The organism is Rikenella microfusus DSM 15922 (assembly GCF_000427365.1).
Classification (GTDB): domain Bacteria; phylum Bacteroidota; class Bacteroidia; order Bacteroidales; family Rikenellaceae; genus Rikenella; species Rikenella microfusus.
Genome location: NZ_KE386488.1, coordinates 1,031,847 through 1,058,107, shown reverse-complemented (window position 1 = coordinate 1,058,107; position 26,261 = coordinate 1,031,847). Strand labels below are relative to the sequence as shown.

17 protein-coding genes, 3 tRNA genes and 1 riboswitch are annotated in these 26,261 nt (G+C 57.9%); of the genes, 7 read left to right on the top strand and 13 right to left on the bottom strand.

What is annotated here, in order from left to right:
* Positions 1 to 14: 14 nt before the first annotated feature.
* A complete protein-coding gene (locus RIKMI_RS0105580; protein ID WP_027290794.1) occupies positions 15 to 716 on the bottom strand; it encodes an energy transducer TonB in 702 nt (233 codons plus the stop codon).
* 138 nt (positions 717 to 854) lie between these two features.
* Here RIKMI_RS0105580 and RIKMI_RS0105575 point away from each other — a divergent pair.
* Together RIKMI_RS0105575 and rlmN are read left to right on the top strand one after the other, a co-directional pair.
* Positions 855 to 928 (top strand) — tRNA-Ala (locus tag RIKMI_RS0105575).
* A gap of 560 nt (positions 929 to 1,488) precedes the next feature.
* A complete protein-coding gene (rlmN, locus tag RIKMI_RS0105565) occupies positions 1,489 to 2,526 on the top strand; it encodes a dual-specificity RNA methyltransferase RlmN (RefSeq protein WP_027290793.1) in 1,038 nt (345 codons plus the stop codon).
* A gap of 1,190 nt (positions 2,527 to 3,716) precedes the next feature.
* Here the strand turns inward: rlmN and RIKMI_RS0105560 are convergent.
* Both RIKMI_RS0105560 and RIKMI_RS0105555 read right to left on the bottom strand, forming a co-directional pair.
* Positions 3,717 to 5,891 (bottom strand): TonB-dependent receptor, encoded by a 2,175-nt coding sequence (locus RIKMI_RS0105560; RefSeq protein WP_084135189.1) that lies wholly within the window; start codon positions 5,889 to 5,891, stop codon positions 3,717 to 3,719.
* 8 nt (positions 5,892 to 5,899) lie between these two features.
* The gene (locus tag RIKMI_RS0105555; RefSeq protein ID WP_370447797.1) at positions 5,900 to 7,024 is read right to left on the bottom strand and encodes a YncE family protein; all 1,125 of its coding nucleotides are present in this window, start codon (positions 7,022 to 7,024) and stop codon (positions 5,900 to 5,902) included.
* Positions 7,025 to 7,133: 109 nt separating this feature from the next.
* A riboswitch (cobalamin riboswitch) is annotated at positions 7,134 to 7,359 on the bottom strand.
* Between the two features lie 599 nt (positions 7,360 to 7,958).
* Between RIKMI_RS0105555 and RIKMI_RS0105550 the strand changes: the two genes are divergently transcribed.
* Positions 7,959 to 8,639: a response regulator transcription factor gene (locus RIKMI_RS0105550; RefSeq protein ID WP_027290790.1), complete on the top strand. Its 681-nt coding sequence runs from the start codon at positions 7,959 to 7,961 to the stop codon at positions 8,637 to 8,639.
* The gene (locus tag RIKMI_RS0105545) at positions 8,636 to 9,910 is read left to right on the top strand and encodes a sensor histidine kinase (protein ID WP_027290789.1); all 1,275 of its coding nucleotides are present in this window, start codon (positions 8,636 to 8,638) and stop codon (positions 9,908 to 9,910) included. Before RIKMI_RS0105550 ends, RIKMI_RS0105545 begins: the two co-directional genes overlap by 4 nt.
* Positions 9,911 to 10,002: 92 nt before the next feature.
* On the opposite strand, the gene RIKMI_RS0105540 is transcribed toward RIKMI_RS0105545, so the two are convergent.
* The 4 genes from RIKMI_RS0105540 to RIKMI_RS0105525 all read right to left on the bottom strand — a co-directional run bounded on the left by RIKMI_RS0105540 (position 10,003) and on the right by RIKMI_RS0105525 (position 17,827).
* Positions 10,003 to 10,863, bottom strand: coding sequence for an AAA family ATPase (locus RIKMI_RS0105540; RefSeq protein ID WP_037291568.1), 861 nt, complete (start codon positions 10,861 to 10,863; stop codon positions 10,003 to 10,005).
* 1,543 nt (positions 10,864 to 12,406) lie between these two features.
* A complete protein-coding gene (locus RIKMI_RS0105535; protein ID WP_027290787.1) occupies positions 12,407 to 13,711 on the bottom strand; it encodes a TolC family protein in 1,305 nt (434 codons plus the stop codon).
* Positions 13,701 to 16,790 carry an efflux RND transporter permease subunit gene (locus RIKMI_RS0105530; RefSeq protein WP_027290786.1) on the bottom strand — a complete coding sequence of 1,030 codons (3,090 nt, stop codon included), beginning with the start codon at positions 16,788 to 16,790 and terminating at the stop codon, positions 13,701 to 13,703. Before RIKMI_RS0105530 ends, RIKMI_RS0105535 begins: the two co-directional genes overlap by 11 nt.
* On the bottom strand, positions 16,787 to 17,827 hold the full coding sequence (locus tag RIKMI_RS0105525) for an efflux RND transporter periplasmic adaptor subunit (RefSeq protein WP_115356397.1): 1,041 nt from the start codon (positions 17,825 to 17,827) through the stop codon (positions 16,787 to 16,789). Before RIKMI_RS0105525 ends, RIKMI_RS0105530 begins: the two co-directional genes overlap by 4 nt.
* A 170-nt stretch (positions 17,828 to 17,997) precedes the next feature.
* On the opposite strand from RIKMI_RS0105525, the gene RIKMI_RS0105520 reads away from it, so the two are divergent.
* A complete protein-coding gene (locus tag RIKMI_RS0105520) occupies positions 17,998 to 18,882 on the top strand; it encodes a helix-turn-helix domain-containing protein (RefSeq protein ID WP_037291564.1) in 885 nt (294 codons plus the stop codon).
* A gap of 443 nt (positions 18,883 to 19,325) precedes the next feature.
* Here the strand turns inward: RIKMI_RS0105520 and RIKMI_RS0105510 are convergent.
* The 6 genes from RIKMI_RS0105510 to metK all read right to left on the bottom strand — a co-directional run bounded on the left by RIKMI_RS0105510 (position 19,326) and on the right by metK (position 23,576).
* Positions 19,326 to 19,407 (bottom strand) — tRNA-Leu (locus tag RIKMI_RS0105510).
* Between the two features lie 79 nt (positions 19,408 to 19,486).
* The gene (rpsT, locus tag RIKMI_RS0105505; protein ID WP_027290782.1) at positions 19,487 to 19,741 is read right to left on the bottom strand and encodes a 30S ribosomal protein S20; all 255 of its coding nucleotides are present in this window, start codon (positions 19,739 to 19,741) and stop codon (positions 19,487 to 19,489) included.
* Positions 19,742 to 19,772: 31 nt separating this feature from the next.
* A tRNA-Glu gene (locus RIKMI_RS0105500) sits at positions 19,773 to 19,844 on the bottom strand.
* Positions 19,845 to 19,956: 112 nt separating this feature from the next.
* The gene (argH, locus tag RIKMI_RS0105495; RefSeq protein ID WP_027290781.1) at positions 19,957 to 21,288 is read right to left on the bottom strand and encodes an argininosuccinate lyase; all 1,332 of its coding nucleotides are present in this window, start codon (positions 21,286 to 21,288) and stop codon (positions 19,957 to 19,959) included.
* A gap of 145 nt (positions 21,289 to 21,433) precedes the next feature.
* A complete protein-coding gene (locus RIKMI_RS0105490) occupies positions 21,434 to 22,006 on the bottom strand; it encodes an L-threonylcarbamoyladenylate synthase (RefSeq protein WP_027290780.1) in 573 nt (190 codons plus the stop codon).
* Between the two features lie 346 nt (positions 22,007 to 22,352).
* Positions 22,353 to 23,576, bottom strand: a complete 1,224-nt coding sequence (gene metK, locus RIKMI_RS0105485; RefSeq protein ID WP_027290779.1) for a methionine adenosyltransferase — start codon at positions 23,574 to 23,576, stop codon at positions 22,353 to 22,355.
* Between the two features lie 647 nt (positions 23,577 to 24,223).
* Here metK and pepT point away from each other — a divergent pair.
* A complete protein-coding gene (gene pepT, locus RIKMI_RS0105480; protein WP_037292229.1) occupies positions 24,224 to 25,456 on the top strand; it encodes a peptidase T in 1,233 nt (410 codons plus the stop codon).
* Positions 25,457 to 25,665: 209 nt separating this feature from the next.
* Positions 25,666 to 25,824, top strand: a complete 159-nt coding sequence (locus tag RIKMI_RS15020) for a hypothetical protein (RefSeq protein ID WP_169715496.1) — start codon at positions 25,666 to 25,668, stop codon at positions 25,822 to 25,824.
* Positions 25,825 to 26,261: the final 437 nt, after the last annotated feature.

Below are 26,261 nucleotides of genomic sequence, written 5' to 3'. Positions count from 1 at the left end.
TGCTCCCTCCCGGATTATTGAAGGACGAAGTTGATCGGCACCTGAACATATACGCGCACCGGCTTACCGCGGTTTTCACCGGGTTTCCACTTCGGAGCGCTCTGTACGACACGGATCGCCTCTTCGTCGATCAGTTTATCGACCCCGCGCAGGATGGTCACATGGCTGATCGAACCGTCGCGTTCCACGACGAATTGCACGGTTACTTTACCCTGCGAACCGTTATCGATGGCTGCCGGCGGATAGACGATGTGTTTGCCGCACCACTGCGCGAACGCATTGACATCCCCTCCCTGGAAAGTCGGCATGGTTTCGGCGATAATCACCGGTTCTTCTTCTTCGATTTCGCCTTCACCGGTGTAAGTACCCCCGAAGCGGGTAACGTCCACGGCCAGGTCTTGGGTAACGTCCAGGTCGAGGATATTGACAGTCTGCTCGATCTTGGCATCGTTCTTCACCACGTTGAGCAGGTCGGAGAGTACGACGGCCTGGGTTTTCATCGGCGCCGGCGGACGCTTGTCCTCCTGAACCGTTACTTCCGTCATTTCGGTTTCAACGGCCATTACGGGTTCCTGTTCGACGACTTCGATGACCCGTTCTTTCTGGCTCCAGCTGAACAAGGCGATACATGCGGCCAGGGCCACGATGATACCGATCTCCAGAAAATAACTTTTCTTGTTCTCCAGATCGGCTTTCGGCGATTTTTTGAGTTCCATATGGTTAGTAGTGGTTTATGCGTTACCGGGGGCTATGATTACCGATACAAAGCTATGCGTTTTATTTGGAAAATGCAACACTGAGCGAACGCGATATTTGGCGGATTAAAAAAAATCCGTATATTTGTCGTGCAAAACGGGGGATTAGCTCAGTTGGCTAGAGCGCTTGCATGGCATGCAAGAGGTCACCGGTTCGACCCCGGTATTCTCCACACGATCCGCCCGTTGCGGGCAAAAGCCTTACCTGGTTCAGGCAAGGCTTTTTTTATGGACGGTCCCGATCCTATACCGGGGCTGCCGATTCGGGTACTTCCGGATCGTTTGCGGTCGGATATCCAGGATTCGGAAAGCGGCGCGGAAACCTCTGCCGACGGCCGTATCGCCTGAAAGAGAGCCGGAAAACCGGCTCGATCGACCTGTCTTCCTGTCGATACGCGCCTCGCGACGCTTTGCAGGAATCAGTGCTGCGTTCGTTGCCGGCAATGCTTTACAGGGGCCGCGGCGTGGACAGGCAGGAAAAATAAAACGCCGGACGGAAATCGACTTTTTCATTCTGACGAATCAATCATACATAGGATGAATCGTCCGTGTAGCGACCAGCCCGAACCGACGCAGCAGCCGAACGCCATCGAACTTGTTCGTATGGCCGAGGCGCCAGGAGGAAGCCGGAACGGCAACCCACCCCCCGGCGAACCGATAAAATTCAAGTTCCGCGTCCGGGCTGTGTCCACTAACGCAAAACTTATTTTTTAATCATACCTTTACATCCGGTATGGACATCGATGCGAAAAAGTGGCTTTCGGGCATGTCGCCCGCCGAATTGGGAACCGTCGCCGCAGATGCCGGACTCCGTCCTTTCGCCGCGCGGCAGATAGCCGACTGGCTCTATAAAAAACGGGCGGCCGACATCGCGGCGATGACCAATCTTTCGCTCGCCGCGCGGCGACGATTGGACGAATTGGGCTATACGGCGGGGCGGATCGAACCGTGCGAGGTGCAGGTATCGAAAGACGGCACGAAAAAATACTTGTTCGCCACCCTCGGCGGGCGGTACATCGAATCGGTTTACATTCCGGACGGAGAACGGGCGACGCTCTGCGTGTCGTCCCAGGCTGGTTGCCGGATGGGCTGCCGTTTCTGCATGACGGGACGGCAGGGGCTCCAGCACCACCTGACGGCGGGCGAAATCGTCAATCAGGTATTGGCCGTTCCGGAGTCGGAACGGCTCACGAATATCGTCTTCATGGGGATGGGCGAACCGATGGACAATCTCGAAAATGTGCTGCGGGCGGTGGATATCCTGACTTCGGACTGGGGGTTGGGCTGGAGTCCGACCCGCATCACGGTATCGACGATCGGCGTGATACCGGCCATGGAACGGCTGCTGCGCGAAACGAAAGTGCATTTGGCGGTCAGCCTGCACGACCCTTTCGACGAGGAGCGGCGCGAGCTGATGCCGGTACAGAACAAATATCCGATACGCGAAGTGACGGCCGCCTTGCGGAATTTCGATTTCTCGCACCAGCGGCGGCTAAGCTTCGAATATATCGTCTTCGGAGGGGTGAACGACTCCCCGCGCCATGTGGAGGGGCTGGTTCGCCTGCTGAAAGGACTGGACTGCCGGATCAACCTGATCCGCTTCCATGCCATACCGGACAGCCCGCTGAAAGGGGCTTCGCCGGAACGGATACGCTGGATGAACGGGGCGTTGAACGCGGCGGGTATCACTACCACGACACGTTCTTCGCGGGGCGAAGATATTCTGGCGGCCTGCGGCCTGCTCTCTACCCAGTCCCATAACCGTCGCTAAACATATAGGCTTTGATATGCCTGCCGTTTTTTAGCCGACGCTTTTTCGGCTCGCGCCGGATGATCCGGGCCTTGCACCGCCTCAGGCTGCAAGGTTGGAGCCGATCGGGCAATGTTCCGTTTACTGACACATTCGGTATGGCAGGGTATATAAAACTGTACCCGATTATCTATCGGGTAACTATATACTTATCCAAAGCTGTTTTGAGAAAAGCATTTTAACCGTAGGGTTCGTGTAAAGTAAAAATTCTGCGATCCTTAGTCGCGTGGACCCCAGCCCTTTGCAAACATAAAGTTTAACCCTACGTTTCTTTGTAATGGGCCGCAGGCTAATATAAACGTTGCGATTTTAATGTACGGTTAAGAATAAATTTCCGCGTTAGCGGTCAGGCCGGAGCCACCCCCGGCGAAGGCCTGCAACTTGCAAAGCTCGTTGGGCCTCCGCTGGCTCCGGCCTGACTAAAGGAGAACATTGTAATAAACCGTAGATTTAAAAATACTTCCGGCTTTTTATATTGGTATCGAAACAGGGGCGGAGACTGTTGGCCCGGGAATGTGCGATTTCCCGATCCGACGGGAGTCGGGAGCGGGGAATCGCATTCCCGGCGACTTCTTTGCTTTCTTTCTTGGTCGCGCAAGAAAGAAAGTGCCTCCGCGGCATGAGCGGGCGAAGAAAAAACAAACGCCCGTCGGCGGCAGACATACATTTAAACCTACGGTTTTCCTTTATGAAACCTCGGCCTGCGGGGAACGCCGCAATCGTGCGAGCGATTGATTCTGCGGCATTCTGCACCGGGGCGGATGCAGGCCGACGCTCTTCGGGACACCCCGAAGAGCGAACAACACGAAAAGGATAATTCCCGTCCTGATTATATACTTTGATACACCGAACATGTTCGGCGGTAATTTTCCGCTATCGGCTCTGCGGTGCCGCCGGGCACTCCGACCGGGAGTTCTTTTTGTCGATATAGAGTCCGGCGCGAGGCGGTGCAAACCCGGGCAAAAGACCCGAAGGGACCGCTCCGAACGAAGGATCAAATAAGCAGTATATGCCCGACTTTACGTTGAGGCATTACCTGCATATTTGATTTTCAGCAGTTTTCCCGATCCGGACGGAAACGGGCCGGAGAAAGCGAAAAGGCGCTCGTTTTCCGTAGGCAGACAAGACCGTAAGCGGGAAAAAGAGGTGGCTCAGCGGTCGCCCCAGCGCGGCGAGAAACCGATAAAGAAGCCGTAATTGCGCCGGGCCATGGGGCGGGAGAGCACCGATTCATACTCTTCGTTGAACAGGTTATTGACGGTCGCTTTGACGGAAAGCCGCGCCCAACGGAACGAAAAGCGTTTTTCGAGCGAAACGTCGTTCATGAAATATGGAGCCAGTACGCCGAACCGGGTGGCCGTTTCATTGCTCGAAGTCGTATAGCGTTCGCTGTACCAGTTCCATTTGTAAAGCAGCGTCCACGACCGCCACGAAAGCGTTCCCGTCGCCGAGGCCGAATAGACGGGGATATAGACTAATTGTTTGCCGATCGACTCGTCGGCCCAATTCTGCGGGTCTCCGTGGTTGATCGAACGGGTGAAGGCAAAATTGCCGTCCAGCGACAACCGCCACTCCCCTCCGAGCAAAACCGCGAAACGAGCTTTCGCCTCCAGCCCGTATGCGTGTACTTTCCGCACATTGACCGGCGACCAGAATCCTTTGAAAGTCGGCAGCCACGCGATCCAGTCGTCTATCCATGAATTGTAGGCCGTTACTTCCGCCCGCAAGCCCGTCCGGTGCTGTTTGAGCACCGGGTCGCCCAGCGTGAATTCCACCCCGGCGTCGTATGTCCAGCCCCGTTCGCTCCGGAGCGTGTCGTTGCCGCCCGGCATGAAATAGAGGTCGTTGAGGGTCGGATAACGGTAGTTCCGGGCGGCGGAGACTTTCAGCAGCACGTTCCCTTTCCGCGACAGGAGGAAATCGGCGAAAAAGGCCGGGATCAACGGCGTCGCGTTGCTTCCCCACAACTCCTCGCGCAGGTCCAGTCCGACGCCGAACCGTTCCGTCGGGCGGTATTTCACGCCGACGAGTCCCGACAGCTCGAACCGGGCTTCGTCGTAACCTACGGCCGATTTTCCGCCCGAAGGGGTGTTTACCGTCCGGTCGGAACTCTGTACGAAATGCTGGTTGGCAGTCGCTTTGGCCGTGAACAGCCATTTTCGTCCGAGGTAATAGTCGGCGCCGAATTCGCCGTAAACGGTATGCACGTAACTTTGCGAACGGATCATCTCCACCAGCGGCTCGTCGCCGCCCGGGTCGCCCCAATAACGGTAACGCATGTCGGTATAGGTGTAGCCGGTCCGGGCCGCCAGTTTCAGGTTTTCGCGGATCCGGTCCCAGGTGGCCACGGCGCGGAGCGTCCGTTCGTCCTGCCGGTTGCGGCTGCGGCTGTCGGTCTTGTAATCGACGTTCAGCATCGGGATGCCGCGCCGCGAGGCGAGGTACCAGACCGAAAGGCCCCAGCGGTTGCCGCCCTCCGTGTCGCAGAACAGATCCTGGACGACATGGAAATCCCGGTAATCGCCGTTCCGGTTGCGTTCTTCGGGATAACGGAAGCCGGAGATATGGCCGTTCCCGTCCGTTTCGTAGATCTTTTTGCGGTAATTGGTATATTTGAAATCGTTGTCGGACGAGACGTAATAGACCCGCGTGGAGGATTGCCAGCGGCGGTTCCCCCAGGTGAAACGCAGAAATTCGTCGTAAGTATCGAAGCTGCCGATACCCTGTATGTAGTCCAGACCGAACCCTTCCCGGCGGGCGGGGCGTGTTCCCAGCGCCACGGCTCCGCCGAGGCCGCCGCCGGTGATGCCGACCGAGCTGGCCCCGTGGTACAGGCTGGCGTCGTCGATCAGGTAAGAGGGGATCAGCGAAAAATCGACCATACCGAGCATCGGCGAGTTGAGTTTCATACCGTTCCATGTTACCTGTGTGTGCGAAGGGGCGGTGCCGCGCAGCGAAGCGGTGGCGAGCGTGCCGCGTCCGTAGGATTTGATGAAGACGGAGGTGTTCTGCGACAATACGTCGGCGAGCGACTGGGTGATGTTTTCGCGCAGGGCCGTCGTGTCGAGCGGGGTTTTCTGCGCCCCGATGTCGCGCAGGGCGCGTTGCGCCCGCACCGTTATCGGGTCGGCACGCAGGGTGCGTTCCTGAGCGGGGGCATTCGAGACAGAGAGCGAGAGGAGCAGGAGGGCTATTATTCTGCCGCCGTTCGTCCTCGGGCGCGGCGCGTCCCGGCGCCCTCTGCTGCGGTCGCTGCGTTCCGAAGCCGCCGTTGCCGCAGGGGCTGACCGGAGGGGTTTCTGCCGATTGTTATATTTATGCTGCATCCCTATCTCTACTTGAAACAAAACGCCCCCGGCGTGATTCCTACCCGGAACGTATCGACCGCCGCGCCCTGCGGCGTAAAGCGGTAAACCACGCCCGGCTGTACATAGTCGATCGCGTCGGCCACGTAAACCTCCGACGAACGCGGATCGACCCCCAGCCCGTAATAGATCGTCCCGTCGTACGGAATGAAAGGGGCCGACGGCAGGCTCTCCGCCTCCACCGGCATCCGCCAGACGCCCCGGTCGATGTAGTAGAGCGTGTCGCGCGTCCCGTTCAGCGTCACTTCCGACGGCGAGTCCCCCATCGGCAGGGGGAATTTCCGTTCGATCCGCAGGGTTTTCGCGTCGATCCGCCAAAGCGCCGGAGCCTCGTATCCGAAGGGGTTGCCCTCGTAACCGCCGTCGGTGGCCGTCCATAATTTGCCGTACTTGTCCAGCGCCAGCGAAGTCGGCTGGATACCGACTTCGACCGAATCGACCAGTTCGTCGCGCCGCGCGTCGATCGCCAGTATTTTGTTGTCGTACGACCAGCAGTTGGTGAAAACCGTATCGCCCCATTGCACCATCTGTTCGGCCGAACGGTGTCCGGCCAGCGGGATATGGCCGGTAATTTCGAGCGTGCGGGGATCGAATACCGTGATGCGGGCGTCGTAAAGGTCGGTGACGTAGGCTTTCGTGTCGTTCACGAAATGCACGTAGCGCGGCGAGACCAGACCGGTGAGGGTGCCGACCACGCGGAAAGTGTCGGTGTCGATCACGAAAACCACGCCGGAGTTATTGACCACTAAGTAGCCGTGTTTTTCGTAGATCGTCATCGACTGGGCCACGTCGCCCAGCGCGATGCCGTTTGCCCGCGAAAACACTTCGTTCATCGCCCGTTTCTTGCTGGGGACGTAGTAAGACAGCGTGGCGTTGCCGTACATGAAGTTGCCTTCGCACAGCACGAATACGCCGTCCCCGGCGGGAGACGACCCGCCGAAATCTTCTTCTTCCATCGGGCCGTAGTCCATGCACGAACCGAGGCCGCACAGGACGGTCAGGCAGATCGCTATCCGCCGGACGATTCCGGCGGCGGTTCGGCGCCGTATTTTTCCGGCGGTTTCGAAAGCCGGGAGGCCGGTAAAAAGATTCATAAGCGGTCGCAATGCCCGAACCGGCCGCCGCGGGGAAAAGAAAGAAACATGACGGAACGGAAGACGGGGTTCCGGTGATGTTCGAGCCTATTCGCCGTAGGTCGCCGATCGGAGTGACAGGGCGAGGGCAGGTCTTCTGACTCGTTCCGGTCCCGACGCCTTCCCGGTCCGCGCGGGCGGGCCAGTGGCGGAAAAGTCGCGACCGACAGGCTTTCCCGTCGGGGAAAAGCCGGAACTCACAGCAGCGGGAACTGTCGCCGATTCGCACGGCGTTCCCTTTCGGAGCCGGTTTTTAAACCGGCTCTTTATCCGGGGCCTGCGCCGGAGCCTGTCCGGGCGGGCCGTTACGGAACCTTCGCGGGGCAAATGTAATGTTTTTCAGGCGGAATCGCCAACCGGACGCGGCAACGAACCGGGAAAACCGGACGGAAAATTCGGTTTGTTTTCAGATTTTATGCTTTCTTTTGCATACGGGAAATCGGACGGTAACGCCGGCCCCGGGAAAGATCGCAGGCGATTATATATTTCCGTGTACCAGCCGTTTGTCGGCTCGCGCCGGACCCTCCTGGTCTTTAGCCCGGGTTTGCACCGCCTCGCGCCGGACTCTATATCGACAAAAAGAACTCCCGGTCGGAGTGCCCGGCGGCACCGCGGAGCCGATAGCGGGAAATTACCGCCGAATCGGTTTAGTACACCAAAGTATATAATCAGGTATAAGGTAAATGTATACGACTTTACCCTATATTGTATGCACAGTTGATTTTCAGTATATTTCGGCCCGCGCCCACCCTCTTGGGCAAAAGCGACTCCCGGCCGGAGTGCCCTGCGGTACCGCAGAGCCGTTTAGGGAGATCATTGCCCGATTTTGGGTAATGCCGGATATACTTACCCATTGAAAAACAGATAATCGGGAATCGTATTAAAAAACCGATCGATGAAGATACTGATTGTCGAAGACGAAATGTCGTTGCAGGAGGTGATCCGCCGTTCGCTCGAACAGGAACGGTATGTGGTCGAAACGGCTTCGGATTACGAAAGCGCGTTGGAAAAGACCGCGGCGTACGATTACGACTGCATATTGCTGGACATCATGCTGCCCGGCGGCAGCGGGCTGGAGCTGCTCGAAAAACTCAAACAGATGCGCAAGAGCGAAAGCGTCATCATCGTCTCGGCCCGAGATTCGCTGGAGGATAAGATCGCCGGCCTGGAGCTGGGGGCCGACGATTACCTGCCCAAACCGTTCCACTTGGCCGAGCTGCATGCCCGCATCCGGAGCGTCATCCGGCGCAAAAGAGGTGGGGAGATGACCATCGAGGCCGGGAACGTGTGTATCCGTCCCGACCAGTTCCGGGTCAGCGTGGGAGGCCGGGAGTTGGAACTGAGCCGCAAGGAGTACGATATCCTCTCCTATTTCGCGGGTCGTCCGGGCCATCTGGTGAGCAAGACGACACTGGCCGAGGCGGTGTGGGGCGACCATATCGACCAGGCCGATAATTTCGATTTCATCTATGCCCAGATGAAGAACCTGCGGCGCAAACTCAAGGAGGCGGGAGCGACGGCCGAGATACGTTCGGTTTACGGGTTCGGGTATAAACTGATCTGCACGGAGGAATGAAACTGATCTGGCGGCTGACCTTTCGCATTTCGTTCGCCCTGTCGCTGCTGCTGGCCGGGTGGGCCGTCTTTTTCTATGTCGCCGTGATCGACGAGGTGAACGACGAGGCGGACGATGCGTTGGAAGAGTATTCCGAACGGATCATCCGCCGTCATCTGGGCGGAGAACCGCTGCCCGCTGCGGACGACGGCACGACGACGATTTATTCGGTCGTCGGCGTGGACGCGGCTTATGCCGATCATTACGGGCCGGAGCGGTATTCCGACGACGAGGCGTATATCCCGGCGTTGGACAACGAGGCGCCGGTGCGGGTGCTGAAGACGATTTTCAGGGATGCGGAGGGCCGCTATTTCGAGCTGACGGCCGCCACGCCGACCATCGAAAAAGAGGACTTGCAGGAGGCTGTTTTCAACTGGGTGGTCATTCTTTACCTGTCGTTGCTGCTGTCCGTGGTGTTCATAGGCGGCTGGGTGCTCTGGCGGAGCCTGCGCCCGCTGTATGTGTTATTGAAATGGCTCGACGCATACACCGTGGGCGGCAGAAATGCGCCGCTGGACAACCCGACTCGCGTTACGGAGTTCCGGAAACTGACCGACGCGGCTCGCCGGTCGGCGGAACGTACCGAGCGGCTGTTCGAGGAACAGAAGCAGTTTATCGGCAACGCTTCGCATGAGATGCAGACGCCGCTGGCCGTCTGCCGTAACCGGCTGGAGATGGTGGCGGCTGATCCGGATTTGCCGGAACGTCAGTTGGGCGAGGTCTTGTCGGTGTTGCAGACGCTGGAGTCGCTCACCCGGCTGAACCGCACGCTGCTTTTGTTGAGCAAGATCGACAACGGGCAGTTCCCGGAAAGCGAAGAGGTTTGCCTGAACGATGTGCTGGAGAGCCACCTGGAGGCTTATGCCGAGATCTACGGCCATCGCGGGATTTCGCTCCGGGTGGAGCGGCAGGGCCGGATGCGGTGTGCCATGAACGGTTCGCTGGCGGAGATGCTGGTGACCAATCTGCTCAAGAATGCTTATGTCCATAACCGGCCGGGAGGTTCGATCTTCATCCGGATTACGGACCGGTCGCTGATGTTCGCCAATACGGGCGATCCGTTGCCGTTCGACCGGGCCGACCTGTTCAAACGTTTCCGGCAGGGCGGCCGCCGCGAAGACTCTACGGGACTGGGGCTGGCTCTCGCGGAGTCGATCTGCAAACGGTACGGAATGGAGATAACTTATGCTTATGCGGACGGTGAACACCGATTTACGGTCTCACGCCCCTGACGCCGGAGTGGCTCCCTGTCGAAAACCGGGTACGGGCCGATCGGATGAAAGCCATATGCGCCCTGTATCGCCGTGGGGTAAGCCTTGTCTGTTTACCCCTTATTCCGGTCGATGGGGCGCACCAGTTCGCTGATCTCCGCCACGCGGTCGGTCCAGCCGTTCATCACCACCGCCGGCGAATGGGTCGCCAGGATCAGTTGCAGGTTCGGGTTCAGGCTCCGCACGTCTTCGATCAGCCGGCGCTGCCAGTCGAAATGCAGCGAGATTTCCGGCTCGTCCATAATCATGATAAAATCCCGTCCGCCCTGTACCAGCACGTTGGTCAGGATAATCAGGATCTGTTTTTCGCCCGATGAAAGCTGGTAGGGCTGGATGGTGGTACCGTAGCGGGTTTTGAATTGCAGGGTGTCGTTTTCGCGGTTCACCTGTTTGCCGGTGGATTCGAGCAGCGCGTCGATAATATCGAAATATTGCGTTTTCCGTTCTGTCAGGGCCTGGATTTCGCCGGCGCTTCTGCCGGCCTGCAGGGCGGCGATCACCCGTTTGCCCATCTCCAGCTGATAGCTCAGGTAACGGTTCTGGAGTTTGTAAAGTTCCCAGTCCAGATAGGTGGCCACCGTACCGTCGGAGAGCTTGTAGATCGCTTCGCTCTCCTGGAGGGTGGTGTCGAAGGTGCTGATAACGGATACGTTATAGACCGACGGATCGAACGGCCGCTCGGAACTGACCGCCGTGCCGTCCGTGAATTCCACTTCGATGGACTGCATGCGGCACCGGTGTCCGGCCGATATGGTTCCCAGCGTGAACATGTCGCTCAGGCACCGCAGCACGGTGCTTTTCCCGCTGCCGTTGCTTCCGGCCAGCACGTTCACTTCCGGGGACAGTTCCCACGAAAGGTCGCAGACGTTCCACAATCCTTTGACCTCGATTTTACGTATATATACCCCTGTCATCGCTTTGATGTGATTCGTGAAAATACAACCTGCGCGAAATGCGCTTTCGGCCCCTGTCCGGAACCTGTTTTCGGTTTTCCGCAGCTGTCGCTGCGACTACCCCCTGCGCTGCGCGATCGTTCCCGGCCTGCAGCCTCTATTCGCGCTTCGCATAAAATGAAGAAGCCGGGAGTATTTAGTTGAAGCTGCGATTAACTATTATGCCCGGAGCCAGCGAGGCCCCAACGAACTGTGCGAGTTTCAGCCGTTAATTTCGCTTCGCTCGTGCCCTCCTCGCCGCTCGGCCATTCGTGCAACCGACGCTGCCGGTGAGAGCAGTGCAAGCTGGCTTAAGCGCTGCCGAACGGCGAGGAGGAAGGCGAAGCCAACCCCGATCGCACTCGGTTGCCGCGTCGGTTCGGGCTGGCCGCTGGACGCGAGTGATGAATCGTACGACTTATAAAATCGGACGCTGGGGAGCGACCGCAATTTCGGGTAAGTTACAGTCCGGTCGGAATACCCGGCGTCGGCGGGCCTCAGCGGTGGGAGGCCCGCCGACATGCAAATACAGCGTGAATTTACGATTTTTATTGTTTTAATTCATAAAAATCGCCGCCCATATCGGACGTTTTACCCGTAATTAACACATATTACCCGGCAAAACCTCAAACACGACCTTCCGAATTTGCTGCCTCTGCCCGATAACCGAAACACCCCCACTAAGCGGACTCCATATTACGGGAACCCGATTAGGTAACTATATCCGACTTTACCCTAATTTACATGCATATGTGATTCTCTGTATATTTCGGCCCGCGCCACCTCCTTAAGCAGAGAAAAGCCCCGATCCCCTGTGCCGAGCGGCACCGTAGGATTGTTTAGGGAGATCATTACCTGATTTTGGATAAGTCGTATATAATTACCTACGATTTTGCCCAAAGCCGTGCAGCGGTCTCCTCAGTCGGTTTTGCGGCACCGCCCGACACAGGGGATCGGGGCTTCCGTTCAAGGGGGCGGACGCGAGCCGAAATGCACTGAAAACCAGATATACTTAAATAAGGTAAACTTGTATATAGTTACCCCCGATTATATACTTCGATAGGTAAGTATATTCGACTTTACCCTAATTTACATGCATATGTGATTCTCTATATATTTCGGCCCGCGCCCACCCCCCGAAGCGGCTACGCCGCTTGGGCGCAGGGCCGTTTAGAGAGATCGTTCCCGATTTTGGGGTCAAGTCGTATATACTTACCCTTCGATATACCCATTCGTTTTCGTCGATACTTTTTCGGCTCGCGCCGGACCCTCCGGGTTTGCACCGCCTCATGCCGTCCGGCGCGGAGCCGACCGGGGAAACCTGTATTTTCCTATATTCGGTATATCAGTGTATATAATCGGGTACGGGAATGGCCATTTATAGCGGTCTCCGCAGCGGGAAAGCTGCGCCGACCGTCAGGCGGGATACGCGGCCGCGGAAAACAGCATTGCGGTATTTCTCTGGAAGCGGCTGCGGCCTTGCTTGTCATTAAGCAAGACCGCAGCCGCTTGTTCGCCGAAAAATTCACTGTCCCGTTATCAGGCGATATTTCGCCAGCTTCACCCGGTAATCCGCCCCGGCGTCCGTCAGCTGGTCGCGGCTTTGCTGCAACAAAGTCTGCGCGTCCAACAGGTCGCTCAGCGACACCGTTCCCGCCCGGAAATAGTCCTCGTTCAGCCGCAGGTTCTCCGTCGCCGAAACGATCGACTTTTCAGCCAGCCGGATCTGTTCGTAAGCCTCCCGCAACTCGTCCCAGCATCGGACGATCTCCACCTGCATCAGTTCCACCGACTCCCGCCGGTCGTTTTCGGCCTGAAGACGCTTCATCCGTTCGCGTTTGACCGCATGCGAACCGCCCCACCAGCCCGTGATCGGCACCGACACGCTGGCGAACACCATCCCGAAATCATTGCCCTCTCCTGCCAGATCGTGGTATAAATATCCTGCTCCCACACCCACCGTCGGCATGTTCTTTCCACGCGTCATGCGTACCTGCTGTTTCGACGCCTCGATCTGCTTGTCCAGCAGCTGCGCCTCCGGTCGCGACTCGGCGGCTCCGGCCGGATCGGCATACCACTTTTCCGGCGCCTCCGGCATTCCCGTCCCCTCGGCGGCAATTTCGAACGGTTCGGCCAACGGCGCCCCGACGTACTGGGCCAGCAACAGGCGGGTCGCGCCGATGCCGTTCTCCACTTTCAGACGGTTGCTCTCGTTCTCCTGCTGTTTAAGCTCCACCCGCAGCAGGTCGTTGCGCGTGGAGATGCCCGCCCGAATCGCCGTCTCCACATCGTGCCGGATCTGCGCCAGCTGTCTGTCCGCCGCATCCAGCGTCTCCAGCTTGCCCCGCAGGGCGACGATCTGCCAGAAATAACGTTCGACCGTCTCGTTCACTTCGCGTTCCGACACGCGGAGTTTCAGGTTGCCCGTCTGCTCGCCGATGCGAGCCAGCCGGTTGCCGGCGGCCACCTGCCGTCCGGCGAAAACCGGTTGCAGAGCCGTTATGCCGCCTATCAGCCCGTGCTTCATCATCCCCATCGACAACGGCGGCAGCTCCAGACCAGGAATCGGCAGGTCGAGCGGCACGGAAAGCCTCAGCATGTCGTGACTCGCCGTGAACGCCATCCCCGCCGCGCTGACGGTCGGGAAAAAACGGGTAAACGCCTCTTTACGGGTCTGCGCGGCGATCTGCACATCCAGCAGGCCGTTTTTCATCTTATTGTTGTTTTCCAGCGCCAACGCCTTGCACTGTTCCAACGTATAAGTCCGGGCGTGCAAAGAGACCGGCCCGCACAACAGCGCGGCGGCGAGGAACAAAAGGTTACGCTTCATAGGGTTTCTTTTTGAGCTTTACGTTTCCGAAAATCTTCCAGTAGGTTACCGGCAGCACCGTCACCACCAGCATCATCGATACTACGGTGCCGAAACAGATCACGATACCCATCGGCGTCCACAGCGAACTCCGGCTGATAATCATCGGCACCACGCCGACCGCCGTGGTCGCCGAAGTCAGGAAGATCGGCAGCATGCGCCGCCGCCCGGCATCGTAGGCCGCGTCGCGGGCCGGGATATGTTTCCGGACCCGCAGGTCCTCGGCATGCTGGAACATGATGATCGCATTGCGCACGATGATCCCCATCAGGCTGATCAGGCCGAGCACGCAGGTCAGGCCGAACTCCGTATCCGTGAGCCACAGGCCCGCCGCAGCTCCCAGCAGGCAGAGCGAAATGGAGACCAGCGCCACCACCGAAATGCTTACTTTCTTGAAATTGAGGAGCAGGAACAGGAAAATGATGAACGCCGCCGCCGAAATGCCGCTGATGATCGGCCCGGTGATCTCGGCGTCGCTCTCTACCGATCCGCCGTACTCGTATTCGACCCCTTCAGGCAACGCTTGCGCTTCCGTCAGCTGTCTGACGGCCTTGAACGCCTCGCCCTCGTTATGGCCCCTGCGAACGTCGGCCATTACGCTGAGGGTACGCACCCCGTTGCGGCGCACGATCTGCCCCTCGCTCCAGGCCGGTTCGACCGCAGCCACCTGGCGCAGCGGTACCGAAACGCCCGGAATGGCCGTGGCGATATACCGGTCGCCGATCTTGTCCAGCGCCTCGTCGCCGGCCCGCTCGTCGGCTTTCAGCACCACCGAAAGCGGATAGTCGCCCTCCCAGAGCGTTCCCGCGGGAAAGCCGGAGTAGCAGGCGGCCACCTCGGTCTGCGCCGTCATCCGGTCGATGCCCAGACGGGCCGATTCCACCGGGTCGAGCCGTACCCGGACGGTCGGAAGCGGCTCCTCGTAGTTGGTATGCACCCACACCAATTCGTCCATCCGCCGCATCCCGGCCATCAGCGTGTCCGCCGCCCGCTTCAGAGCGGCGATATCGTCGCCGCGGAAACGCACTTCGATCGGGGTGGTCAGGTTCTGGTAGTCGAGCTGCTTGAATTTCACATAGGCGTCCGGGAACCGGTCGGCCCATGCGTTCGCGTATTCGTCCAGCAGGCTGCGGGTGGCTTCGACCGACTGCGTGTTCACGATGAACTGCGCATAATGCTTCGACGGCAGATTCGGCGCATAGGTCGCCTGGAAACGCGGCGAAGCGGTACCGACAAACTGGGTCACCGACTTGACACGTTCGTCCGAGGATAAGGCCCGGTAAACGCTGTCCGCCACGGCTTCGGTCCTCTCCAATGCGCCCCCCTGCGGCAGGAAGATTTCGACGGCCAGCTGGTCGCGGTCGGCGAAAGGCATCATCCGCACTTTCAGCCCCAGCAGGATGAAACCCGCGAGCACGACGGTCATCACGCCGCCGAAAACGGTCAGTTTAGGCCAGCGGAACGTCCAGTCCAGCGCATGGCCGTACCAGCGTTGCACGACATCCAGCATGGTGTGCCGCCGCACTCGCTCCGGTTCGCGTTTTTTCAGCCCCTTTTTGATCAGCACGTACTCCAGGAACGGGATGAACACCATGGCCAGCACCAGCGAAACCATCAGCGAAATGGTGACCGTCCACGGGAAGTCGTTCAGGAAATCGCGGAACTGGCCGGTCATGGTCACCAGCAGCGGGAAAAAGATGATGCAGATGCAGAGCGTGGCCAGAAAGATCGATCCGAAATAGTTTTTAGCGCTCGCGATGGCCGCGTACCAGCGCGACATCCCTTTGTCCAGGTTTTCGAGATAGGCGTCCACCACGATGATCGAATTGTCCACGATCATCCCCAGCACCATGATCAGGGCCGCCAGCGTGGCGGTGTTCAGCGGGATTCCGGTAATATACATGATTCCGATCGAGATGAAGATGCTGATCGGAATCGAAGTGGCCGCCACGATGGCCGACCGGAACGGGAAAAGCACCATCATCACGGCGATTACCACCACGATGGAGACCAGCAGGTCGCGCACGAACGAGGTGACCGACTCGTCCACCACTTTGGGCTGGTCGGCGATCCGTTCGATTTGCACGTCCTCGGGCAGCGTCTGCTGGAAAGCCGCCAGCACTTCGTCCACCTCTTTGCCGTACTGCACGATGTTGTTCCCCTCCCGCATCTCCATCGAAAGGATCACGGCTTTGCGGCCGTTGTTGGTCACGTAGCTGTCCGGGTCGTCGTATTCGCGCACGATGCGGGCCACGTCTTTCAACCGGATCACGTTTCCCTGCGGATCGCTGTACACGATCTGTTCGGCGATCTCGTATTCCGAATCGTAGGTCGGGGCGAAGTGAATCGGCAGTTCCTGCCCGCCGGTCTCGACCGAACCGCCCGTGGTGGTGAACCCCTGGGCGAAGAGCCGCACCATCAGCGCCCGCTGGTCGAGGCCGTAAACCGCCAACTTGTCCGGGTCGAACCAGACCGTGATCTGTTCGTTCTGCAAGCCGTAACGCCGCAGGTTCGACACCGACTCGATCCGCCGCAGACGCCCTTCCAGATCGTCGAGATACGTTTGCAGTTCGCGGTAGGTCTTATCCTCCGATTGCAGGGAGATCAGCAGCGCGGAGGTGTCCCCGAAATCGTCGTTCACCACGAGGGCCAGCACGCCCGAAGGCAGCTGCATTTTGAGATTCGCCACACCGTGCTTGATTTTCGACCATACTTCGTCCTTGTCGCGCACGTCGTCGTTCAGCTCCACCATCGCGTAAACCATCCCGTCTTGCGACAGGGTGTAGGTTTTGGCTTTCTTGACCTCTTTATACGTGAACAGGAACCGCTCCAGCGGTTTGGCCAGTTGTTCCTCGACCTCTTCGGAGGTGGCTCCGGGATAGACCCCGACGATCAGCCCCTGCCGGATCGTGAAGGGCGGGAACTCCTGCTTGGGCATCACCGCCAGCCCGTATATGCCGAGCGCCACCATCAACCCCACGATCAGCAGCATGATCCGGTGGTAGCGCATGGCGGATTCTATGACTCCGTTCCGTTTCATAACACTTCGACATTCGTTCCTTCACTCACTTTCTGATAACCGTCCGTGATGACCAGTTCGCCGTCCGTCAGGCCGCCCGTGATCGCGACTCCGTCCCCGGTCAGCGCGCCGACCGTTACGGGCGCTATCGCCGCTTTGCCGTCGCGCACGCACCAGACGAAACGGTCGCCCCGCCCGGTCACCTGCACGGCGCGGCTCGGCAGCACGATGGCGCGGGCCGAAGTATCGCCCTCCAGCGCCACGCGGCACACCATGCCGGGCATCAGTTCGCCCCCCGGATTGGGCAGCGGTATCCTGACTTCATAGGTATGGGAAACCGGATTGGCCGTCACGCCTTTCTCTTTCACGACTCCGTCATACGTCCTGCCTCCCAGCGCGGCCACGGCGATCCGGGCCTTCTTCCCCGGCTCCACGGCGGCGATTTCGTTTTCCGGCACCGGAATTTTCACCTTGACCGCATCGGTTTTCAGCAGCGTGCAGACCGTCTGGCCGGGCAGCACGTTCTCGCCCGCTTCGACAGCCCGCTTGCCGATCACCCCGCCGAACGGGGCGACCAGACGGCTGTCTTCCAGGTTCTTCCGGGCGACCTGTTCCATCGAACGGGCCTGTTCCAGTTTGGTCTGCGCTTCGACGTACTTGATTTCCGGCAGGCTTCCGTTGTCGTAGAGCAGCTGAAGGCGTTTCATGGCGTCTTCGGCCTGCGCGAGCGAAGCCTGCGCGCCGTTGTACACGCTTTGCAGATTCCGTTCGTCGAGCCGGGCCAGCACCCGGCCCTGCCCCACGCGCTGGCCCTCGTCCGCCGTCAGCGAGGCGACGGTACCTTGTACGGGAAAACTGAGCGCGGTGGCCGACTCCTCTTCGATCACGCCGATATATTCGCGGTCGGCGGCACCCTGTTCGTCCGCGACGACAGTTACGGCTCTTACGGGCACGGCTCGCTCCCCTGCCGTCCGGGGGCCGGAAGAGCATCCTGAGGCCGCCATCGCTCCGGCGGCGAGCAGGAACAGGCGGCAGGAAATGTTAAGTCTGGATGTCATGGTTCTCTTGTTTCGTTTGGTTCTTTATCGCAAAGTTGAAGTAAAAACGCTCCGGTTTAAAGTACCGGAGTCTGACGGTGATGTTCCAAAGGTCGGAAAATCGGACATACCGTACCAATCACAACTTCCGAATCTCTATATTTGACCCATAATAAAGGATATTCAGAACAATGACAGGACTGACGAACTTAACGATCGCCCAGCTGCGGCAGACGGTGGGCTACGAGGACGGCGGCGACGAGGATGTGATGATCGTCTCTTCGGACAAATCGACGGAATGGGAGCTGTTCCGTTATCCCTGCCGGCTGGATGCCGTGGTGGTGGCCCTATGTACCGCGGGCGAGGGGCGGGCGACGATCAACCTGAAGGAGTGCGACGTATTGCCGAATACGATCGTGGTGAATTTTCCGGAGAATATCATCCGGATCGACCGGGTGAGCGACGATTTCCGGGGACATATCGTCATCGTATCGCTGAAGCTCCTGCGGGAGGCGCGGCTCGACCTGAAAAACAAGATCTCGGTATTCATGCATCTCAAGAATCATCCGGCCCACCGGCTCGACCCGGAGGTCGCCCGGCATCTCCAACGGTTCTGCGACCTGATCCGGGAGTGTGCGGAGGATGCCGGGAGCATGTTCCGCAAGGAGATCGTCACGGGGTTGGTGGGAGCGTTCCTCCACAAGTGCTGCGATCAGCTCAATAACCTGCCTTTCGATGACGAACGTTCGGTCAAAAGCCGCCGGGAGATACTCTTCCGGCAGTTCATCGAGTTGCTGACGCTGCATCATAAGGCGGAACGGAGCGTGGGGTTCTATGCCGAGAAGATGCATGTCACGCCGAAATACATGTCGTCGCTGATGAAGGAGGTCACGGGCCGTTCGGCGGCGGAATGGATCGACGAGTATGTGATCCTGGAGGCGAAAACGTTGCTGAAATATTCGGGACTGAGTATCCAGGAGGTGGCTTACGAGCTGAATTTCTCGACGCAGTCTTTCTTCGGCAAGTATTTCAAGCAGCATACGGGTATGTCGCCGGGACAATACAAGATGCAGTAGCAGGAGTCGGCCGAAGTCTATGTCTGTTGAAGTCGTGCCGGGCATATCGGTTCCTGCAAATCACTGTCTGCCCGGAGAACGGCAAAGCTCCTCCGGTGTAGCCGGAGGTGCCTGCCCATGTTCACCTTATTTGAATCCGGTTATATTGTAACTGCGATATACCTAATGTATGAAGGATCGATCTATTTTCCGGTCGGCTCGGAGGTGCCGCGGGACCCGGAAGCGCCCGGAATAGTGGGCACAGACCGAAATAAGCTGAAAACCAGGCATCCGGAACTGGTAAGGTCGTATATACCATTATTTTCGGCCGCACAAATCCCGAAGCCGCTTGAGGCTTCGGGGCAGGACGGGTTGGGGAGACCATTGCCCGGTTTCGGATAGGATCGCAGACTGCCTATGATAAAAAAAAGAGCAGATAATACATTGATTATCTGCTCTTTTCGTACCCGGAGCCGGGATCGAACCGGCACGGATCGCTCCATTGGTGTTTGAGACCAACGCGTCTACCAATTCCGCCATCCGGGCAATAATTTACCGCCATTCATAGTGACTATGACGGCGGTAATTCATATTATATTTTTATTCTCCCCCCCCCGCGGGATGCTTATGCCAGCGCATTGACTTTCAGCTGCAAGGAACTTTTCAGGTTCGCAGCCTTGTTGCTGTGGATGATATTCTTTTTCGCCAGTTTGTCCAGCATGGCCGTCACTTTCGGCAGCAGAGCTTCGGCGGCAGCCTTGTCCGTCGTGTTGCGCAGCGCTTTCACGGCGTTGCGGGCGGTCTTGTGGTAATATTTGTTGTGCAGACGACGGCTTTCGGTCTGGCGGATACGTTTTTGAGATGACTTGTGGTTTGCCATTACGTTTAAAATCTCTGTGTTTTTACTTTCGTAGCCCCTAGGGGAATCGAACCCCTCTTCCAAGAATGAAAATCTTGTGTCCTAACCGATAGACGAAAGGGCCATCCGTTTCGTGTCCTCTCCGGCGGTACCCCGGATTACGGACTGCAAAGGTAAATACTCTTTTTTATTCCGCCAAATTTTTAAGCGCTCTTTTCCGGCGAACGTCCCCGCTGTCAGCGCGTCAGCTCCTCTTCCGCCCGGATGAACCGGTCGAAATCGAACTTTTCCAAGGCAGCCGTCATCAGGGCGTTTACCCGATCCAGGCAGAGGTTCCCGATGCTTCCCGCGTGAGTGTGGTGCACCTCGCGGCTCGGTTTATAAGTGCCGTTTTCGATGTCCAGCCCCACCCGGCGGTACGCCTCGCGGAACGGCACGCCGTCCAGCACCAGCTTATTGACCACTTCCACGCTGAACAGATAGTCGTATTTCGGATCGTCCAGAATGTCGGTTTTCACTTCGATATGCCGCAACATATAATCCGCCATGCCGATACACTCTTTCAGCGTCTGGATCGCCGGGAAAAGCACCTCTTTGAGCAGTTGCAGGTCGCGGAAATAACCTGTCGGCAGGTTGGCCGTCATCAGGGCGATTTCGTTCGGCAGCGCCATCAGCCGGTTGCACTTGCTCCGCATCAGTTCCCATACGTCCGGGTTTTTCTTGTGCGGCATGATGCTCGACCCGGTGGTCAGCTCCGGCGGGTAGGCGATGAACGCGAAATTCTGGGACAGGAACAGACAGTTGTCCGTCGCCAGCTTGTTCAGCGTCGCGGCGATCGAAGACATCGCCTGCGCCAGCACGCGTTCGGTCTTCCCGCGTCCCATCTGGGCATAGACCACATTGTAACTCAGCGTGTCGAAACCGAGTAGTTCGGTGGTCATCTCGCGGTTCAACGGAAACGAAGAGCCGTATCCGGCCGCCGATCCCAGCGGATTTTTGTTGCAGACGCGATAGGCCGCCTCCATCATCGTCAGGTCGTCCACCAGACTCTCGGCAAAAGCTCCGAACCACAGCCCGAAGCTCGACGGCATGGCGATCTGCAAATGGGTATAACCCGGCATCAGCACCCCTTTGTGCCGTTCGGCCAGTCCCTGAAGCGTGTCGAACAGGCATTTGGTACCCATGACGATCCGGTAGATCTCGCGCCGCAGGTAGATCCGCAGGTCGACCAACACCTGATCGTTCCGCGAACGCCCGCTGTGTATCTTCTTGCCGGTGTCCCCGATTTTCCGGGTAAGCATCAGTTCGACCTGGGAATGGATGTCTTCCATATCGTCCTCGATACGGAATTCGCCGGCTTCCATCTCCTTATATATGGCTTTCAGTTCGCGCTGCACGTCGGCGAGTTCGGCCGCGGTGAGCAGCCCGATGGTTTCGAGCATCCGGGTGTGGGCCAGCGAACCGAGCACGTCCGCTTCGGCCAGGTACATGTCCATCTCGCGGTCGCGACCGACGGTGAAACGATCGACTTCGGCCGTTGCGCAGTTGTTTTTCTGCCAGAGTTTCATCAGTTCCGAATTATTGTCCTTTCGCAAAGGTACGATTTTTTTAATAGGGCGCGGTCCGCAGAGTCCCCGGGCTTTAGCGAATTACCGGTCTCCGCAGCGGGGGAGGGAGCACAGACACGGGGGACGAAAATACCGCCGGCGTTTTTCAGGCCCGGATAATGGTAAATCCTCCGTCCGTATCGAGCTTGATGATGGACGAAGATTTATGTGTCGCCGTAGCTTCTTCCATCTCCGGAGCGACCGCCAGATCGACCCCCTCCCGAATGGCATCGGATATTTCGTTATAGGTCGCGGGAGTCGTCGCGCCGCTGAGGTTGGCAGAGGTCGAAACGAGCGGCCGTCCCAACTTATGAATCAGACGTTTGCAAAATTCGTTCTGCACCAGTCGGATCGCGACGGTCTTTTCCGGCGGCAGCAGGTTTCCGGCCAGTCCTTGCCCTCCGGGCAGGATCAGGGTCAAAGGGGTCGCGCCGTCGGCGGCTTCCCACAGTTCCCAGGCTACGGCCGGCACGTCGCGCACCCACCGTACGACTTGTTCCGGCCGGTCGAGCAGCACGATCATGCTTTTCGCGTCGTCGCGCCGCTTGAGGGCGAATATCTTCGCCACGGCGGCTGCGTTCGTGGCGTCGCACCCGATACCCCATACGGTATCGGTGGGATACAAAATGATCCCGCCCGCTTTCAATACGGCCAATGCCTGCCGAATCTGCTCTTCCATAAATCGTCTGTTTTTTAACCGTTCGTTTATTCTGTACTGTTCAGGTTTGAGGCGACTGTTCTCTTTGTGAACAAAGAGAACCAGAAAAACTTTTTGAGATGCTTCGCATCTCCTGAGCCTGGCGGATAACCTATTCTTTAATGAGCTTGTTCTGTAACGGACAGGGGGCATCGGGTAACGACATTAATAGCCCCCTATCCGTTGCAGAACAAAGAAGTCTGCAAGAAAAAGGTTTCCGATAAACTGAGGCGATACAAACCTGCTCGAAAGTTTCTTTGGTTCTTTCTTTTCAAAGAAAGAACAGTGGACTCCACCCTCAACGTACAAATAAACGAACGATTAATAATTAGAGGTTGAATGCTTTGCGCAGTCGTTCCGCCTCATCCAGTTTTTCCCAGCCGAAGAACTGGATACCATTCTCCACGTACGGTTCGCGGCCGAAATGTCCGTACGCCGCCGTCGGCGAGAAGATCGGATTTTTCAGACCGTAACGCTCCACGATCTTCGCCGGCCGCAAGTCGAACAGCTCCGCGATCTTCGCCGCGATCTGCCCGTCCGTCAGCGGCACCTTCGCCGTTCCGTACGTATCCACGAACACGCTCACCGGGCGGGCGATACCGATCGCATACGCCACCTGCACCAGCACCTCCTCCGCGATGTCCGCCGCCACCATGTTCTTGGCGATATGGCGCGCCGCGTAAGCCGCCGAACGGTCCACTTTCGACGAATCCTTACCCGAGAAAGCCCCGCCGCCATGAGCGCCGCGCCCCCCGTACGAATCCACGATAATTTTGCGGCCCGTAAGGCCCGTATCGCCGTGCGGCCCGCCGATCACGAATTTTCCGGTAGGATTTACATGTAAAATGTAATCGTCATGGAGAAGACTGAGCAACAGATGATTGCCTCGTTTTTCCAGCGTTTTTCCGACCCGGGGCATCAGGATATTCCGCACGTCGGCCGCAATTTGCTCCTGCGTCGCGTCGGGATCGTGCTGCGTGGAGATGACGATCGTATGGATACGCTGCGGTTTGCGGTTGTCGCCGTACTCCACCGTCACCTGCGACTTGGCGTCCGGACGCAGGTAAGACATCACGCCCGTACGCGGGATTTCGCGCCGGATATCGGCCAGCTCCATCAACAGGATATGCGACAACATCAGCGAAGCCGGCATCAGCTCCTTGGTTTCGTGGCATGCGTAACCGAACATGATCCCCTGGTCGCCCGCGCCCTGCTCTTCTTTCTGTGCACGTTCGACCCCCTGGTTGATATCCGGAGACTGTTCGTGAATCGCCGACAGCACGCCGCACGACTTGGACTCGAACATATAGTCGGCATTGGTGTAACCGATACGCTCGATTACGCCGCGCACCGTGTTCTGGATATCGACGTAAGCGTTCGATTTCACTTCGCCGCTGACCACCACCAAACCGGTTGTGCAAAGCGTTTCGCAGGCCACTTTGGATTCGGGGTCGTTTTTGAGGAATTCGTCGAGAATGGCGTCCGAAATCTGGTCGGCCACTTTATCGGGGTGTCCTTCCGACACCGATTCCGATGTAAACAGGTATCCCATGCGTGTAGGTTTTTGCTGTTAATGATTTTTCGGCATACGACCGGGACAGGAATCGGAAGTGCGCGGGCCACGGAAACGAAAGAAAAGCGCACGGAAGCCCTCGGGCCGGGTTCGGAAATGTGTGCTTTAGCATTTTTTCTCGTGGTTGCAATCGACCAAATCTTTCCACGGTTCGGTTCGTCCGTCGGAACGAACGGGACAAAGGTACGAATTATTATGGGGAAGTATATACGACTTTTTCATTTTATCCGTGTATTCGATTTTAAAACTTTTTCGGCCTGCGTCGGACAGCCTTCAGCCGTCGGGAGGCGGTCGGCGCAGAGCCGAAACATATAATCAGGTACGACTTGATCCTGTTGGAAGTCCTCCTGGTTCCGGATAATTTCGAACTGCCCCTCCCCGAAGCGATTCCGACTCCTGAACGAAAACCGGCGATTTTAATGGATCGCATCAATAAAAACCGTAAATTCACGCTTCGTTCCCGTCCCGGCAGGCAGGCAGGGACGGCTGAGGCAGAGATGACGTATCGGGGGAAGTTTTCCGCCCCGCTTCCGGAAACCGACAGGACAGGACCACCGCGTGCAACCGTCTCGTCCCGGCATGACGAATCGTACGACGAAAAACGTTTGAAATTAATCTCTATAACCATGAAAGAAAAACTGTTGGAACGGCTGTTGCGCTATGCGTCGTTCGACACTCAGAGCGACCCCGAAAGCGAAACCTTTCCCTCTACCGCCAAACAACTGCGGTTGCTGAACCACCTGTTGGAAGAGATGATCGCCCTCGGACTGGAAGATGCGGAGATCGACGAACACGGATACGTTACCGGCACCGTTCCGGCTACTGCCGCGTGCGCCGCTCCGGTGATCGGGTTCATCTCCCACGTGGATACCTCGCCGGAAATGAACGGCGCCGACATCCGCCCGCAGATCATCGAAAATTACGACGGCGGGGAGATTCTCCTCGAAGGGGCCGGGCTGACGATGAGTCCGAAAGACTTTCCCGAACTGCTGGACGTCAAGGGACATACGCTCGTCACCACCGACGGCACCTCGCTGCTGGGAGCCGACGACAAGGCCGGGGTGGCCGAAATCATGACCGCGGCCGAATACCTGATGGCCCATCCCGAAATCCGGCATGGCCGGATCCGGATCGGCTTTACGCCGGACGAAGAGATCGGCCGGGGCGTCGATTTCTTCGACGTGGCACGGTTCGGAGCGCAGGTGGCCTACACGATGGACGGCAGCGGCGCGGGCGAACTGGAATACGAAAATTTCAACGCGGCGTCGGCCAAAATAGCCATCCGGGGCCGCGGCATCCATCCCGGTTACGCCAAAGACAAGATGGTCAATGCGATTCAGGTGGCCTGCGAATTGAACGCCCTGCTTCCGGCCTGGGAACGACCCGAACATACGGACCGCTACGACGGCTTTTTCCATCCGATCTCCATCCGCGGAGATGTGGACAGCGCGTCGATGGAGTACATTATCCGCGACCATTCGAGGGAGGAGTTCGAACGGAAAAAGGCGGTGATGGAGGCGGCAGCGGCCTATATCGACCGGCGTTACGGCACGGGAACGGTAACCCTCACGCTCAAAGACCAGTATTACAACATGCGCGAAATGGTGGAACCGCATCCCGAAATAATCGAAAAAGCACGGCAGGCCATGCTCAGGGCAGGCGTGACGCCCGTAGTAAAACCTATCCGGGGCGGCACGGACGGCGCCCGGCTGTCGTATATGGGGCTTCCGTGTCCGAATATTTTTACGGGCGGGGCCAATTTCCACGGCCGGTATGAATACTGTTCGTTGGATACGATGCTGCTGGCCGCGCAGACCATCGTAAACCTGGCGCAGCTTTGGTGCGAGGAGGAAAAGTAGACATCGCTGACAGTATGCAGGGCCGCGAGCCACCTGAGGGTGGCTCGCGGCCCTGTTTCGTCGCTCCCGGTTGGCGGAGCTGCCGTGTACGACGGAAAGACACGGATTCCGATCCCCGGCCGGTTCTGTTTCGTTTTCCGGCACGACGGAAAATTTGCACGGCTTTTGCCTGAATATCGGGAACCGTGTCGAACTAAAAAACGGAAATTATGAAAGAGGAAAAGAAAACGGGATGCTGTTCCTGCGAAAAAGATTTCGAGAAACAGGTGAAAAAGACGGTGGATGCAGTGGAAAAATACACCGGAACAGACCACGAGAAGAAAAAAGCCGAAGTGGAGGCCGCTTTTGCGGAAGACAAACGGCGATAGTATTTTCGGAACCGCCCGAAATCCCGCATGCGAGAAACGCATGCGGGATTTTTTATTTTCGGCGGTATGATTTTTCGCAATTCGGCAAATATGACGATTTTACCCTGCCGCGGGCATAATATTTTCGGAGTGTCCGGCAGTGCCGCCGGGCGCTCCAACCGGGCTGTAACTTCCTTGAACTGCGGTCGCTCTCCGGTATTCGACCTTTATAATTAATCTTTCAAATAAGTACTCCCGGCATTTTATTTTGTGCCGAAGTACGAGTAGAGGCTGCTGCTTCGGAAAATCGCACATTCCCGAGTTGGCAGCCTCTGCCCACTAAACGAACGGGGAAAGGGATATGTAACCGTACGGTTAAAACTAAGTTTCCGCGTCAGCGGTCAGGCCGGAGCCACCCCCGGCGGAGGGCTGCAACCTGCGGTTTTGCCCTCGCTGGT